Genomic DNA, 14,841 nt, shown 5'->3' with positions numbered 1-14,841 from the left:
GTTCTGTTGTCGCGTCGCCTTAATGTTGGGCGACGGCGGCTGATTCCAGGAGCCGATCTACTTTGATAAACGACTCGTCCTTTGATTGCAGGATCGCCATGATCCCAAGCTGGGTCTCGAACAGCGGACCGTTCACGACAGGGCCAAGCTTGAGCAGGTGATCGCCATCATAAATGTTGTGTTTGAGCAGCAAGTCGAGGTTGTCCGCAATGTCATTCAAGCGGTCATCGTCTGGCTCATTGAATGCTGCGTACTCTTCATCGACCCAATACACCCAGCCCAGGCGCGCTTGTACTTTCGCAGCTGCCTCAGGCAGATTGAACGCCGCTCTATCACCTGACCATGTCGATTCACCGTTGGTCGTCCAGACCAGCCATCGACCACGTTCTTGACCGAAATGAATCGGCGCCGGGCTGTAGACCGCATTCCAGCAGCCTAGTAACTGGTCGAATGCTTTATCGGCGGTGTATGCCAGCGCTGCCCACAGACTCGGCTTGTGGAAGCTCAACAGACTTTGGCCACCCGAACCGTCATTTGCTCTAAGCAACCAGCGTGCATGAGCCAGGGCTTTTTCAGGATCCGGGGTTGAGATTGCAATTCCCGAAAAGCGTTCCTCACAAAGTTCCGCAGCGACCTTTGCCACTTTGCCGCCCATTGGCGCCACCAGCCACAATGGCTCTTCAGGAATCTCTGCGAGGTCTGTCCCGACAAACAGACCGTGGGCAACAACGGGTTCGCCTACTCGATAAAGACGGCCCAAAGCGTCTGGCTGGAGCCCTTGGTCGATGATGAAACACAGCGATTCGCTGGTAACGGGCAAGTCCGAAAAATTATAACGAGGCTCCGAGAGGAGGGCGCTCAGCGCTTTTACATGCATGTGCAATCCTTACGGCTGCAAGCGCCGTTACTCTGTTTTCCACACAGCGGGGTAATACCTGACTCATTAAGACGGGCAGGGAGCGGTGCTTTCCCCGCCTTATCCGCATCCACAACCTTCATCGGCCCCGGCAGCAACGGCGCCGCCGGCGTGCCCACCCCCGGCGAGCCGCCAGTATTAACCTTCACCTCAGCCCCGCTGATCGTCACGCCACCCGCATCGACCTTGACGAAGCTGCCCCCAGCCTTGGCGGTCAGTTCCATGGCCCCTTCGATCACCACTTTCTGGCCGGCGTAGTAGTGAATCTCTGTCCCGGCCTCTACAAACTGCCCAGTCCCCACCTTCACATGCTGCATAACCCCCACCGTCAGATGGTCATCCGCGCGCATCTCACTGATCCGGTCCAGATGCGTAATCCGGTGTTCTTCCACCTTGAATTCGCTCAACACGTTGGCTTCCACGGTGTCATGCCGTTCATTGCCGACGCGGATTTTCTGGTCGTGTTCGATGTTTTCGTCCCAGTCGCGCTGGGCGTGGATGTAGATTTGTTCGGCGCCTTTTTTGTCTTCGATGCGGAATTCGTTGTAGCCCTTGCCGCCCGGGGAGCTGAGGGTTTTGAAGGTGCTGCGGGTTTTGTTCGCCGGCAGGTCGTAGGGGACGACGTTTTCCTTGTGGTACAGGCAGCCGGTGACGAGTGGCTGGTCGGGGTCGCCCTCGAGGAAGGTGACGAGGACTTCCATGCCGATACGCGGGATGGCGATGCCGCCGTAGGCTGCGCCGGCCCAGCCGCTGGCGACGCGCATCCAGCAGGTGGTTTTGTCGTCGGACTGGCCGTCGCGGTCCCAGTGGAATTGCACTTTGATGCGGCCGTACTGATCGCAGTGGATCTCTTCACCGGCGGGACCTGTGACGACGGCGGTCTGGCTGCCGAGGACTTTCGGTTTCGGGTGTTCGAGGGCAGGGCGGTAGTGCGCGTCCCAAGGGGTGGCAATGAAGCTGTTGCGGTAGCCCTGGTGGAAATCGCTCTTGTTGTCGGTGACGTCGCTGGTGACGTTTTCGCCGAGTACTTGCGGCTGTTTGCCTTCGTGGAGGACTTCCAGTAGCAGCCACAGGTCGTTCCACTCGGCGCGCGGGTGTTCGGCGAGGCTGAGGAAGTGGCCGCTGGCGAGGGTCGGTTCGTCACCTTTGCCTTCGGCGAGTTTGTAGTCGCTGCGATGGCGTTCGAGGGCGCGGGTCGAGAGGAACTTGCCGCGCTCGCGGGTGGTGAAGCGGCCGGGGTAGTCGTAGTCCTCCAAGTCCGGGGCGAACTCGGATTTGGCGGCGCCTTCGGGAAGGATCTTCGGTTTTTCGAAATCGTAGTCGCGGCGGCTGACGCGCGTGGTGCGGGTTTCCAGACGCAGGTTGAAGCGCTTGATCACCGGTTTCTCGGCAGCCATGCCGGAGTCTTGCTGGTAGCTGACCGGTTTCAGTTTGCGGAACACGGTCTGGTCATCGCCGAACACCAGTTTGTGCCCGTTGCTGCTGTGCTGGAAATGGAAGTGAATGCCTTCCTCTTCGCACAGGCGCTGGATGAAATGCAGGTCGGACTCGTCGTACTGCACGCAGTATTCGCGTTCCGGGTACTCGGCGCCGAGCTGGAAACTGTAGGCGTCCGCGAGAATGCCGCGGTCTTCCAGCACCTGGGCGATGATTTTCGGCACCGTCAGTTGCTGGAAGATCTGCTGATCGTGGTTGTGTTGCAGATAGGCCAGTTGCGGCATCAGGCTGATGCTGTAGCGGGTCAGCGTTTTGCCGGAATCGCCTTGCTCGATGCGGTAGACCTGGCCATGAATCTTGCCTTCGCCGGTGGCCCCGAAAGTCAGGCAGGCGCGCTTGTGCAGCAGCTCTTCGAGTTTCAGGTCGGGGCGGGCGCTGACCAGTTCGAGGTCGAAACGGAACGGTTCGTTGAGGGCTTCGCGACCGGTGAAGCTGAGGACTTGCAGGTCGGCGTTGGCGCCTTCGATCGTGAGGGTGATGTGGGTTGCATTGGCGTCCAGCATGCCTTGAATTCCGTCCGTTGAATAAGCAGGTGATGGATGTTGCAGGATTAGACCGCCTCATTCAAGGCGCAAATGGCGTAGGCGTGGGCGCCGCATCACATAGGGAAAACCCTTAGAGGGCCGTTTCGGTGCCGTAAAACCGGGCATTTCATTAACATTGCTGGAGGCAGAACGCCGATATTGATGCGCCAGTATGGTCAGTGATGACCGCTTGGTTTCAGACCAAAGCGATTGGCGGTGCCCGAAAGATTGCCTTCGCGGGCAAGCCCGCTCCCACAGGTTTCTCGGGTGAACACGAAATCTGCGTTTACTGAGGTTCCTGTGGGAGCGGGCTTGCCCGCGAATGCGTCGTCAGCATCACCGCTACAACCAATGCCAGAACCGGCTCCAGAACCCGCGATTCAAATCCTCCTTGCACCCGGCATACTGCCGCGCATACATATCTGAACGATTCTGCACCTTGCGCGCCGTCGGCGGCAGCCAGGCTTTGCTCGCGTAGGTCTTGTTGCGAAAGCCGCCCCAGCCTTCGTGATAGTTGAGGTACTGGTTATAGGCGTCGTATTTGTAGACGCCGTTGATTGAGGTGGTCTTGTCCATGTACCAGCCGATGAAGTCGATGGCATCATCGAAGTCTTCGCGGTCGGCCCAGTTTCTGCCGGTGCTTTTCTGGTAATCGGACCACACTTCATCTTTGGCTTGCGCGTAACCCGACGCCGTCGACACCCGACCCCACGGAATCACCCAGAGCAGATATTTGCGCGGCGTCTTCGCGTCGTAGCGATAGCCGGACTCCTGATACATGATCGCGAAGGGCACCTGGATCGGCACGCCCCAGCGGTTTTGCGTGACTTGCGCGGCGTCGTACCAGTCGCTTTTTTCCCGGAAGATCTCGCAGATGTCTTCCGGCGAGCGGGGCGGCGAGGTGCCGCAACCGCTCAGCAGGGTCGCCAGTGTCAGTAGTGCAAAGGTCTGCCGGTCATTCAAAAGCGGTTATCCCGTCATGCGCGAAAAGGCCGACAGTCTACGCGCTCAGCGCAATTGATGACGATAGGGCAGATCCGGACCGGTTTTGCTGCAGGTCAGCGCGGCGGCTTGCACGGCGAACCTGAGCATGGCGTCGATCTGCTCGCGGGCCAGATGCTGCACGCCCTCCACCGAATCCAGAGCATTCTCGCTCAGCCAGGTAATCAGCGCCGCCTGAAAGGTATCGCCGGCACCGACGGTATCGGCGATGTTCACCGAGGCGGCCGGCACCGACCATGTGCCGTGTCGGCGACTGAACACACTCGCACCGTCGCCTCCGCGGGTGAGAAAGACGAGTTGGCAGCGATGTTCGAGCCAGCCCTCGATCACGTTCTGCGGGTCCTGCTCGGGGTAGAGCAGGCTCAGGTCTTCGTCGCTGACCTTGATCAGGTCGGCCAGTTTTACCAGCGTGGCGATGCGTTCGCGCCACAGGTCGATGTTCGGCTCGGGATTGAGGCGCACGTTCGGATCAAGGCTGATCAGGCGTTTGCCGCTTTCGCGCTGGACCAGTTGCAGCAGGGTGTCGCCGACTGGCTGCACCACCAGCGAGTACGAGCCGACGTGCAAGCCGCGCACCTCAGGCCCCAGCGCCGGCAAATGCGCCGCGCTCAGTTGTCGGTCTGCACAGCCTTCGCCGCGAAAGCTGTAGTGAGGCGAGCCGTTGGCGCCCACGGCAACCATCGCCAGGGTGGTGGGCGCGGCAAATTCCACGAAATAGTCCGGGCACACACCTTCCTCGCGCAGCACTTGTTGCAGACGCCGCCCCAGGTAGTCGGTGGACAACCCACCGAACAAGGCTGAATCCACGCCGAGCCGGCGCAACCCCACCGCGACGTTGAACGGCGAGCCGCCGGCAATCGCCTTGAAATTCACTTTCGACGCCAGACCGCTGGCATCGTCTTCGCTGAAGAAATCAAACAGGGCTTCGCCACACACCAGGTACATAGTTGTTTGCTCTTTATAGGGTTGCGACATGCTGTTGATAGCGTTCGTAGGCCTGCTGGAACGCCGCGACATTGGCCGCGATCGGCAGGGTTTCACTGTTCGGGTCAAGCTTGACACAGCGCTGACACAGGTCGGCAAGGCTGACTTCGTGTCCGTCAGCCCACGATTGGCACCACGCCGCCTGGATCGCCGCGCCCAGTGCCGCCGCTTCGCTTTGCTCGGTGCAGATCACCGGGGTGTTCATGATGTCGGCGACGATCTGCCGCCACACGGCGCTTTTCGAGCCGCCGCCGATCAGGCAGATGCGCTGGCTTTGTAAACCATTCTGGCGCAGCAGATCCAGCCCGTAACGTAAACCGAAGGTCGTGCCTTCGACGGCGGCGCGGCACAGATTGGCCTGGGTCAGGTTGTCCAGCGTCAGCCCGTGCAGGCTGCCGGTGGCATGGGGCAGGGCGGGCACGCGCTCACCGTTGAAAAACGGCAGCAGGCTCACGCCGTCCGCCCCGATGGGCGACTGCGCGACCAACTGGTTGAACTGAGGAAGATCGAGATTGAACAGCTCGCGAATCGCACCGGTGGCATTGGTCAGGTTCATGGTGCAGATCAGCGGCAGCCAGCCGCCGCTGGACGAACAGAAGGTTGCAACCGAGGCATCCGGGCTTACGCTGGGTACGTCGCCATAGGCGTACACCGTGCCGGAGGAACCCAGGCTCATGGTGATCGCGCCGGGCCGGATGTTGGCGGTGCCGATCGCGCCCATCATGTTGTCGCCGCCGCCACTGGCGACCACTGCATCGGGGTTGATACCCAGATGTTCGGCAATCGACGGCAGCAGCGTGCCGACCGCTTCATGGGCGTCGATCAGCTCTGGCAGCGCGGCTTGCAGGCGTCCGCTGGCGTCGATATCGCGCAGCAGCTGCAAGTCCCACTGGCGGGTGCGCACGTTGAAGTAGCCGGTGCCGGATGCATCGCCGTATTCGCTGCAGCAACGCCCGGTCAGCCAGAAATTGAGGTAGTCGTGGGGCAGCAGGATCCGCGCGATACGTGCGAACACCTCGGGATGTTGCTCTTTGGTCCAGAGCAGCTTGGACACGGTATAGCCCGGTGCGATGGCCACGCCGAGGCGTTCCAGCGAACCTTTTTCGCCACCCAGATGTTGCAGCAAACGGTCGTTTTCAGCGCTGGTTTCGGTGTCGCACCACAGCTTGGCAGGGCGCAGGACTTGCCCTTGATCGTCGAGCAGGACCAGGCCGTGCTGCTGGCCGGAGACGCCGATACCGAGAATCGACTGGCCGTCGACCTTCGCCGATTGCAATGCCTGACGCGTGGCGATGGTGAACGCGTCCAGCCATTGCTGGACGTCCTGTTCGCGGCGACCGTTGGCGCCGCTGATCATCGTGTGTGGCGCCGCGCCCTGGCCGAGTACCTGACCGCTGACGGCGTCGAGGATGATCGCTTTGGTGCCTTGGGTGCCGCAGTCGATGCCCAGGAAGAGCTTTGTTGTTGTCATGGAAACTCCACGGCTGCTCGTTCCCATGCTCTGCGTGGGAACGCCTCAATGGACGCTCTGCGTCCGCTTTTGATGGGACGCGGAGCGTCCCGGGCTGCATTCCCACGCAGAGCGTGGGAACGATCAATCAGGCCAGGACCCGCTCCAGAGTCCGCGAAACCCCCACCTCGCGCAAACTCTCGCAGCACCACTCAAACGCCGCAACAAATTCCGCCGAGTTCGGTATCGCCGTGCCGAAAATCTCTTCGACGCCCAACAACCGTTCCGTTATCGCCCCGTCCTCCGCCACCAGTCCCTGGCAAAAAGCCGCCCGCGGATCCGGTATCGAATAGGTATCGCCATTCTCGTCTATCCCCTTCAGATACAACGCCCACGCCGCTACCACCAATGCAGCGCGTCTGGTCTCGCGTCCATCGGCGATCAATCGGTTGATCGTCGGCACGGTGAACTTGGGGAATTTCGACGAGCCATCCGAACACACCCGCTCAAGTTGATCGGCAATCGCCTGATTGGAAAAGCGCGCCACCAGCGTGTCCTTGTAGTCGCTCAGGTCGATGCCCGGCACCGGTGCCAGTTGCGGGGTAACGTCGAGATCCATATAGGCGCGCATGTATCGCACGAACAACGGATCGTTCATGGTTTCGTGGACGAAGCGATAGCCTTTCAGAAAGCCCAGATACGTCAGGGCCAGATGGCTGCCGTTGAGCAGTTTGATTTTCATCTCTTCGTAGGGCGTTACATCGTCGGTGAACTGCACGCCGACCTTTTCCCACGCCGGACGGCCGTTAACGAATTTGTCTTCCAGCACCCATTGCACGAACGGCTCGCAGACCACCGGCCAGGCATCGTCGACGGCGTGTTTGTCGGCCAGTTGCAGACGGTGCGCGGTGCTGGTCATTGGCGTGATGCGGTCGACCATGGCATTGGGGAAGCTGACGTTCTGCTCGATCCAGTCACGCAGGTCGGGATCGCGCAACGCGGCGAACGCCAGCAGCGCCTTGCGGGTCACCGCGCCGTTGTGCGGCAGGTTATCGCAGGACATCAGGGTGAATGCTGGCGTGCCCGCGCCACGGCGTTTGGCCAGGGCAGCACAGAGGAAACCGAACACGGTTTTCGGCGCGTCCGGGTGGGCCAGGTCGTGTTGAATCTGCGGCAAGTGCGCCATGAATTCGCCGTTGCTGTCGTCGATGCAGTAACCGCCCTCGGTGATGGTCAGCGAGACGATGCGGATCTGCGGATCGGCCAGTTTGTCGATCAGCGCCCGCGCGCCGTCCTCGGCCAACAGCATGTCGCGTATCGCGCCGATCACACGCACTTCGGTGTCGTCGCTGTCACCCAGTTCGAACAGGGTGAAGAGGTAGTCCTGCTCCTTGAGATCGTCACGGGCACGGCGGTCTTCGGCACGCAGGCCGACGCCGCAGATCGCCCAGTCGAGTGCCTCGCCGCGGTTCATCAGCGCGTCGGTGTAATACGCTTGATGGGCGCGATGAAAGCCGCCGACGCCAATGTGGGCGATGCCTTGGCGCGTGTCGCGCAGCTCATAGCGCGGCAGTTGCACTTCGGGGGCGAGGCGGTTGAGGTTGTGTGAGTTGAGTTTCATCGCAAAAGTCTCAGGCGGCCGCGCGCAGTGGGCGGGTCAGCGCCACGCCGTCGGCATTGAATAAATGGCAGTGAGTCGGGTCCAGACGCAGGCTCAGTTGTTCACCGTAACGGCTGGCCAGATCGCCGCGCACGCGCATGGTCAGGGCTTCGCCGGCCGCGGTGGTGACGTGGCAGAAAGTGTCGCTGCCCAGCCGTTCGCTGACGTCGGCCGTGACCTGCAAAGTGCAGTCGCCCGGTTGCGCCAGTTCCAGATGCTCCGGACGAATGCCCAGGGTCACGGCGCTGCCGACACTCAGCTCGCCGGCATTGAACGCCAGGACGATGCGGCTGCCCGCGTCCAGGGCCACTTCACAACTGTGGCCGTCAATGCGCGCAATCTTGCCCTTGAGGAAACCCATTTTCGGCGTGCCGAGGAACCCGGCGACAAACAGATTCGCCGGTTGGTGGTACAAGTCCAGCGGCGAGCCGACCTGTTCGATCTTGCCGCCATTGAGCACCACAACCTTGTCGGCCATGGTCATCGCTTCGACCTGATCATGGGTGACGTAAATCATCGTCGCTTGCAGGTCTTTATGCAGGCGCAGCAGTTCCAGACGCATCTGCACGCGCAGCGCGGCGTCGAGGTTGGACAGCGGTTCGTCGAACAGGAAAATCTTTGGGTTGCGCACGATGGCGCGGCCGATCGCCACACGCTGGCGCTGACCTCCGGACAGTTGTTTCGGTTTGCGCTCAAGCATCGGGCCGAGTTCAAGAATGCGTGCCGCTTCGCCGACCTTCTTTTCGACTTCAGCTTTCGGTACGCCGGCCAGGTCGAGGGCGAACGACATGTTCTTTTTCACCGTCATGTGTGGGTACAGCGCGTAGGTCTGGAACACCATCGCCAGATCGCGCTTGGCCGGGCTGACTTCGGTGATGTCGCGGCCGTCAAGTTCGATGGTGCCGCCGCTGACTTCTTCCAGGCCGGCGATCAGCCGCAGCAGCGTGGATTTACCGCAGCCGGACGGGCCGACGAAGACCACGAATTCCTTGTCGTGCACTTCCAGGTCGATGCCCTTGATGATGGAAAAACCTTCGAAGCCTTTTTGCAGATTCTTGATTTTCAGGTTGGCCATGAGATGGGCCTCCGCATTGTTGTTATTCGTCTGAGCCGAACATGCTTTTTTGTGGGAGCGAGCTTGCTCGCGAAAGCGGACTGTCATTCACCATTGATAGCGACTGATATGGCCTCTTCGCGAGCAAGCTCGCTCCGACAGGGAATCGCATTCGGTTAGGAATAGTCATTTCACGGCACCAAACGACAGGCCGCGCACCAGTTGTTTCTGGCTGATCCAGCCAAAGATCAGGATCGGCGCACAGGCCAGGGTCGAGACCGCCGACAACTTGGCCCAGAACAAGCCCTCGGGGCTGGAATACGAGGCGATCAACGCGGTCAGCGGCGCGGCTTTCGATGAGGTCAGGTTGAGCGACCAGAACGCTTCGTTCCAGCACAGGATCAGCGACAGCAGCACGGTCGATGCCAGTCCGCCCTTGGCAATCGGCAGCAGCACGCGAACCATTTCCTGCCACAGCGTCGCACCGTCGAGGCGGGCGGCTTCGAGAATGTCTTTAGGGATGTCTTTGAAGTAGGTGTAAACCATCCACACCACAATCGGCAGGTTGATCAGCGTGTAGATCACGATCAGCGCCAGGCGCGTGTCGAGCAGGCCGAAACTCTTGGCCAGCAGGTAGATCGGCATCAGCACGCCCACCGGCGGCAGCATTTTCGTCGAGAGCATCCACAGCAGGGTGCCTTTGGTGCGCTGGGTTTCGTAGAACGCCATGGAGTAGGCGGCCGGCACCGCGATCAGCAGGCACAGCGCCGTGGCGCTGAAGGAAATCACCACCGAGTTCCAGGCGAAACTGAAGTAATCACTGCGCTCATTGATGTGCAGATAGTTTTCAAGCGTCGGCGCGAAGATGAACTGTGGCGGCGTGGCGAACGCATCGATTTCGCTCTTGAAACTGGTCATCACCATCCAGAAGATCGGGAAGAAAATCACGATCGCGATGGCCCAGGCCAGCGTGCCGAGCAACAGGCTTTGCAAGCGGCGGGATTGTTGGAGAGTCATGGCAGGCCTCAGGCTTTGTCAGTCAGGTTTTTGCCGATCATCCGTACCAGAATGATCGCGGCGATGTTGGCAATGACCACGGCAATCAAGCCGCCTGCCGAAGCCATGCCGACGTCGAACTGCACCAGCGCCTGGTTGTAGATCAGGTAGGCGAGGTTGGTCGAGGCGTAACCGGGACCGCCGTTGGTGGTGGTAAAAATCTCGGCGAACACCGAGAGCAGGAAAATCGTCTCGATCATCACCACCACGGCAATCGGCCGTGCCAGGTGCGGCAGGGTCAGGTACCAGAAAATCGCGATCGGACCGGCACCGTCCAGGCGTGCGGCTTCTTTCTGTTCCTGATCCAGCGACTGCATGGCGGTCATCAGGATCAGGATCGCGAAGGGCAACCACTGCCACGAAACAATGATGATGATCGACAGCAGCGGGTAGTGCGCGAGCCAGTCCACCGGTTGCGCCCCGAACAGTTTCCAGATGTAGGCGAGGATCCCGGAGACCGGATGGAAGATCAGGTTCTTCCAGATCAGCGCGCCAACCGTGGGCATGATGAAAAACGGCGATATCAGCATCACCCGGACGATGCCGCGACCGAGGAATTCGGAGGCCTCCAGCAAGGCGCTGATCAACACGCCGCACACCACGCTGATCAGCAACACGCTGCCAACCAGCAGCAGGGTGTTGGTCGCGCCGGGCATGAATCCCGAATCGCTCAGGAAGTAAGTGAAGTTTTCCAGCCCCACGAACTGGTTTTCACCGGGGTAAAGCAGGTTGTAGCGGATCATCGAAAAGTACACGGTCATGCCCAGCGGCACGATCATCCACAGCAGCAACAGCGCCACCGAAGGGCTGACCAGAAACCAGCCGGGATTGCGCACGCGGATTTTGCGCTGGGGTGGCGCAAGGTCGAGGTGGGCTTTGGCAGTTGAAGTATTCATGGCAGTAACCGATTTCCGACAGGCAAATGAAGATCCCCTGTAGGAGTGAGCCTGCTCGCGATAGCGGTGTGGCAGTCACCACTTGGCTGGATGGAAAACCGCTATCGCGAGCAGGCTCACTCCTACAAAAGGCAAGAGCGAACCGTGGAATTACTTGGGATAACCCGCGCGCTTCATCTCGCGCTCAGTGGTTTGCTGGGCCGCGGTGAGGGCTTGATCCACCGAACTCTGGCCGATCAGCGCCGCCGAGAACAGCTTGCCGACCTGGGTGCCCACGGCCTGGAACTCAGGAATGGTCACCAGCTGAATACCGATGTAAGGCACCGGTTTTAGCGTCGGTTTGCTCGGGTCGGCTGCTTTCAGCGATTCCAGCGTCACCTTGGCAAACGGCGCGGCGCTCATGTACGCATCGCTGTAGGTCGAGGCGCGGGTGCCCGGCGGCACGTTAGCGATGCCGTCGGTCTTGGCGACCAGTTCGCCATACGCTTTGGAGGTGGCCCAGGCGCTGAAGACTTTCGCCGCGTCTTTGGACTTGGAGCTGGTCGGAATCGCCAGCGCCCACGAATACAGCCACGCTGAACCTTTATCGGTGACCTGATGTGGGGCAAAGGTGAAGCCGACGTGATCGGCGACCTTGCTTTGGGTTTTGTCGGTGACGAATGACCCCGCCACGCTGGCATCGACCCAGATCGCGCATTTGCCGCTGTTGAACAGCGCAAGGTTCTCGTTGAAACCATTGCTGGAGGCACCCGGCGGGCCGGATTTTTTCATGGTATCGACGTAGAAGTTCAGCGCGTTTTTCCACTCGGGACCGCTGAATTCGGGTTTCCACTGCTCATCGAACCAGCGCGCGCCGTAAGCATTGGCGACCGTGGTAATCAGCGCCATGTTCTCGCCCCAACCGGCCTTGCCGCGCAGGCAGATGCCGTACTGCTCTTTGTCTTTCTGAGTGAGCTTTTCCGCGAACCCGGCAATCTGTTCCCAGGTCGGCCGCTCCGGCATGGTCAGCCCGGCATTCTTGAACAGGTCGGTGCGGTAATAGGTGATCGAACTTTCCGCGTAGAACGGCAGGGCATACAGCGAACCCTTGACCGACAAGCCTTCGCGCACCGACGGGAACACGTCGTCGAGGGCGTAATCGGCCGGCAGATCCTTCATCGGCTCCAGCCAACCCTTGCCGCCCCAGAGTGCTGCTTCGTACATGCCGATGGTCAGCACATCGAACTGCCCGCCCTGAGTGGCGATATCGGTGGTCAGGCGCTGACGCAGGACATTCTCTTCCAGCACCACCCAATTGAGCTTGATGTCCGGATGCTCGTTCTCGAAGGTTTTCGAGAGCTTTTGCATGCGGATCATGTCGCTGTTATTGACGGTGGCGATGGTCAGCGTCTGGGCGCCAAGGCTGACGCTGCTGAGGGTCATGCAGGTGAGGGCCAGCAGAGCTTTTGCAGTGGGTTGCATCGTGCACTCCTTTTCTGCACCCGGCGGGTCGCAGAAGGACAGTTATTGTTTTTGTGTCTTCCGAATGCAGGAAGAATCTGCGCTGATTACAACGGTCAATCGCTTGGGTGACAAATCATCCGTCGCACTTTTGTTGATACTTTTTTGCACTGGGCTTTGGCGACGGGAACGCAGGGTAGGGGATTGCAGCGGCCAGGGCTTATCCGATGTGTACAGGTTTCGGATACCCACAGCCCCCTGTAGGAGTGAGCCTGCTCGCGATAGCGGTTTGTCAGCCAACGCATTTCAAACTGACACACCGATAGCGGTGTGTCAGTTTGAAATGCGTTGGCTGACAAACCGCTATCGCGAGCAGGCTCACTCCTACAGGGAATTTGCGGTGTCAGTGGTGGTTCTGTTCAGTCAATCGCTGCACCGCCAATCGCCGATAATGCGACGGCGTCATGCCCTTGAGTTGCTGAAAGCGCCGGTTGAAGTTGGAAATATTGTTGAAGCCCGATTCGAAACACACCTCGGTGACCGGCTTATCACCGTCGGCCAGCAGTTCGCAGGACTTGCTGATGCGCAGGCGATTGACGAATTCGATGAAGTTGCGTCCGGTGGCCTGTTTGAACACGCGGCTGAAATAGGTGGGGGTCATGCCCAGATGGTCGGCGACTTCTTCCAGGGAAATGTCCCGGGCATAGTGGCTGAAGATGTAATCGACTGCACGGTTGGTGCGGTCGATGTTGTGCTCGTCCGCCAGTTGCGGCGTGGTGGCGCCGGACAACAGCTGAAAATCATCGCTGGCCGCCAGCAACTCCATCAAGATGAAAAAGTGTCCGAGGCGGGTGATGCCCTGACTGTCGGCGATGCGTTGCATCATGGTCATGGCTTGACGGATCGTGCGCTTGCAGCGGAATTCGATGCCGTACTGGGCACGCTCCAGCAACGGCGCCAGGGATTTAAGCTCGGCGAAGACCTGGTGACCGCTTTCAAACAACTCATCGGTGAAATTGACCAGCATGTCGCGCTTTTCCACCACTTCATCCTCGGCCACCTGGCTGATCCAGTTGTGCGGCAGATTCGGGCCGGTAAGAAACAGCGTCTCGGGATAGAAGTTGCCGATGTAATCGCCGATGAACACTTTGCCGGAACTGGCGACGATCAAGTGCAGTTCGTATTCCTTGTGGAAATGCCAGCGCACCAGCGGGCAAGGGAAACCATGCTGGCGGTAGATGATGGATAACCCGTTGTGGTCATCCATCAACTCGTAAGAAGGGTCGGTCACACGGGCGGTTCGGGTCATGGCTCGGTACTTTTCTTGTTATCGCCTGCCGATCATGCCTCGTTCCGCGCGCCTTGTGCCAGCGCACCGTGACGGTCAACGGCCCTGTCGGTTGCGTTCGAGCGCCGATTTATCCATGGCTTTCTGCCGATTGACCTCCAGGCAGAACTTCACGATGTTCGAATTTTTGATGAAGTCGAAGTTGATGATGTTGCACTTCTTCGCCCAGCCTGTTCTGGCCGGATCGAACCAATCGTCCAGTTCGTCGAGAATTCGCTGCGGACCCCCGAGGGTGTAGCAGGTCGCTGACAGGGACCACATGTCCCATGTGCCCGGCGGATTGCTCATTACTTCGGTGATGAAGCGCTGCAGTTCCGAGGTGCTGACCTGCGACTGCCCGATCCAGCGATGATCAATCTGCCTGTCGAATGTGCCTTGGTCAACTGTCCAAGGCACGGATGCCGCCACCAACACTCTTTGCCTACGACTGATGTCTTTCAGCTCGCCAAGGGTCAAGCGGCGATGGTCCGGCGGGATCATCCGTTCGCCCAGATGTTGCAGCATCAGTTGTTTGAACTCGGCGTGATTGAATTTGGTGCTGCCATCGGCAAGTTCATGGAAATCCAGAACGATAAACTCGTCGCTGCTTCGCTCCAGAAAACCATTAATGTCGCGAACAAGATCACCCAAATGTCGAGTAGAGCGGTAATTGCTGTGTTGGAAGCGAAACTTGTTGAAGCCTGAAGCTTTCGCGTCATAAATGAGTCGGACGTCAAGTGCCCTTGCGCCGCGATTCAATTGCGAATAAAACGGCACGTCCTGACACGCGAGCCAGTTGGCTCCAGGAATCAGCGGGTAGGAAGCTTCCCAGTCGCAGCCCGCGTTGTGTGTGCCGGGTAATGTCAGTTCCATCAGCGATAAGTTATCGATGTGCGGCGTATCAGCCATCCATTGGTGTACCTGGATACTTGTTCCATTGTTCATGTGGTTGTTCCTGCGTTGTTTTGTGCGGAGGCAGAAGTTGTTTTCGCAGGAACGTTATAGTGGTTGTTTCTTGTTGAGCCAATGCTTGTT

Annotated in this window: 12 protein-coding genes; all 12 read right to left on the bottom strand. The window is 59.6% G+C overall.

What is annotated here, in order from left to right; all coding sequences use genetic code 11:
- Positions 1 to 19: 19 nt before the first annotated feature.
- Positions 20 to 877 carry a DUF4123 domain-containing protein gene (locus tag HU743_RS04700; RefSeq protein ID WP_186647225.1) on the bottom strand — a complete coding sequence of 286 codons (858 nt, stop codon included), beginning with the start codon at positions 875 to 877 and terminating at the stop codon, positions 20 to 22.
- Positions 868 to 2,916, bottom strand: a complete 2,049-nt coding sequence (locus HU743_RS04695; protein ID WP_186647223.1) for a type VI secretion system tip protein VgrG — start codon at positions 2,914 to 2,916, stop codon at positions 868 to 870. Before HU743_RS04695 ends, HU743_RS04700 begins: the two co-directional genes overlap by 10 nt.
- Positions 2,917 to 3,279: 363 nt before the next feature.
- The gene (locus HU743_RS04690; protein ID WP_186647221.1) at positions 3,280 to 3,900 is read right to left on the bottom strand and encodes a hypothetical protein; all 621 of its coding nucleotides are present in this window, start codon (positions 3,898 to 3,900) and stop codon (positions 3,280 to 3,282) included.
- 45 nt (positions 3,901 to 3,945) lie between these two features.
- Positions 3,946 to 4,884 carry a carbohydrate kinase gene (locus HU743_RS04685; RefSeq protein ID WP_186647219.1) on the bottom strand — a complete coding sequence of 313 codons (939 nt, stop codon included), beginning with the start codon at positions 4,882 to 4,884 and terminating at the stop codon, positions 3,946 to 3,948.
- A gap of 13 nt (positions 4,885 to 4,897) precedes the next feature.
- The gene (gene xylB / locus HU743_RS04680; protein WP_186647217.1) at positions 4,898 to 6,394 is read right to left on the bottom strand and encodes a xylulokinase; all 1,497 of its coding nucleotides are present in this window, start codon (positions 6,392 to 6,394) and stop codon (positions 4,898 to 4,900) included.
- A 127-nt stretch (positions 6,395 to 6,521) separates the two neighbouring features.
- Complete coding sequence (locus HU743_RS04675) at positions 6,522 to 7,994, bottom strand: mannitol dehydrogenase family protein (protein ID WP_186647215.1); 1,473 nt, start codon at positions 7,992 to 7,994, stop codon at positions 6,522 to 6,524.
- A gap of 10 nt (positions 7,995 to 8,004) precedes the next feature.
- Entirely contained in the window at positions 8,005 to 9,108 is a 1,104-nt protein-coding gene (ugpC, locus tag HU743_RS04670) for a sn-glycerol-3-phosphate ABC transporter ATP-binding protein UgpC (protein ID WP_186630219.1), read from the bottom strand.
- Positions 9,109 to 9,273: 165 nt separating this feature from the next.
- The gene (locus HU743_RS04665) at positions 9,274 to 10,104 is read right to left on the bottom strand and encodes a carbohydrate ABC transporter permease (protein ID WP_186630220.1); all 831 of its coding nucleotides are present in this window, start codon (positions 10,102 to 10,104) and stop codon (positions 9,274 to 9,276) included.
- Positions 10,105 to 10,112: 8 nt separating this feature from the next.
- Positions 10,113 to 11,039 carry a sugar ABC transporter permease gene (locus tag HU743_RS04660; protein WP_186647213.1) on the bottom strand — a complete coding sequence of 309 codons (927 nt, stop codon included), beginning with the start codon at positions 11,037 to 11,039 and terminating at the stop codon, positions 10,113 to 10,115.
- Positions 11,040 to 11,189: 150 nt separating this feature from the next.
- Positions 11,190 to 12,500, bottom strand: coding sequence for a sugar ABC transporter substrate-binding protein (locus HU743_RS04655; RefSeq protein ID WP_186647211.1), 1,311 nt, complete (start codon positions 12,498 to 12,500; stop codon positions 11,190 to 11,192).
- Positions 12,501 to 12,882: 382 nt separating this feature from the next.
- Positions 12,883 to 13,788, bottom strand: coding sequence for an AraC family transcriptional regulator (locus HU743_RS04650; protein WP_186647209.1), 906 nt, complete (start codon positions 13,786 to 13,788; stop codon positions 12,883 to 12,885).
- A gap of 75 nt (positions 13,789 to 13,863) precedes the next feature.
- Entirely contained in the window at positions 13,864 to 14,751 is an 888-nt protein-coding gene (locus tag HU743_RS04645; protein ID WP_186647207.1) for a phospholipase, read from the bottom strand.
- Positions 14,752 to 14,841 lie beyond the last annotated feature (90 nt).

Origin of the sequence: Pseudomonas sp. SWRI99, assembly GCF_014270125.1 — a bacterium.
Classification (GTDB): Bacteria; Pseudomonadota; Gammaproteobacteria; order Pseudomonadales; family Pseudomonadaceae; genus Aquipseudomonas; species Aquipseudomonas hamedanensis.
The sequence above is the reverse complement of the archived record's forward strand: the minus strand, read 5'-3'. Positions and strand labels throughout refer to the sequence as shown.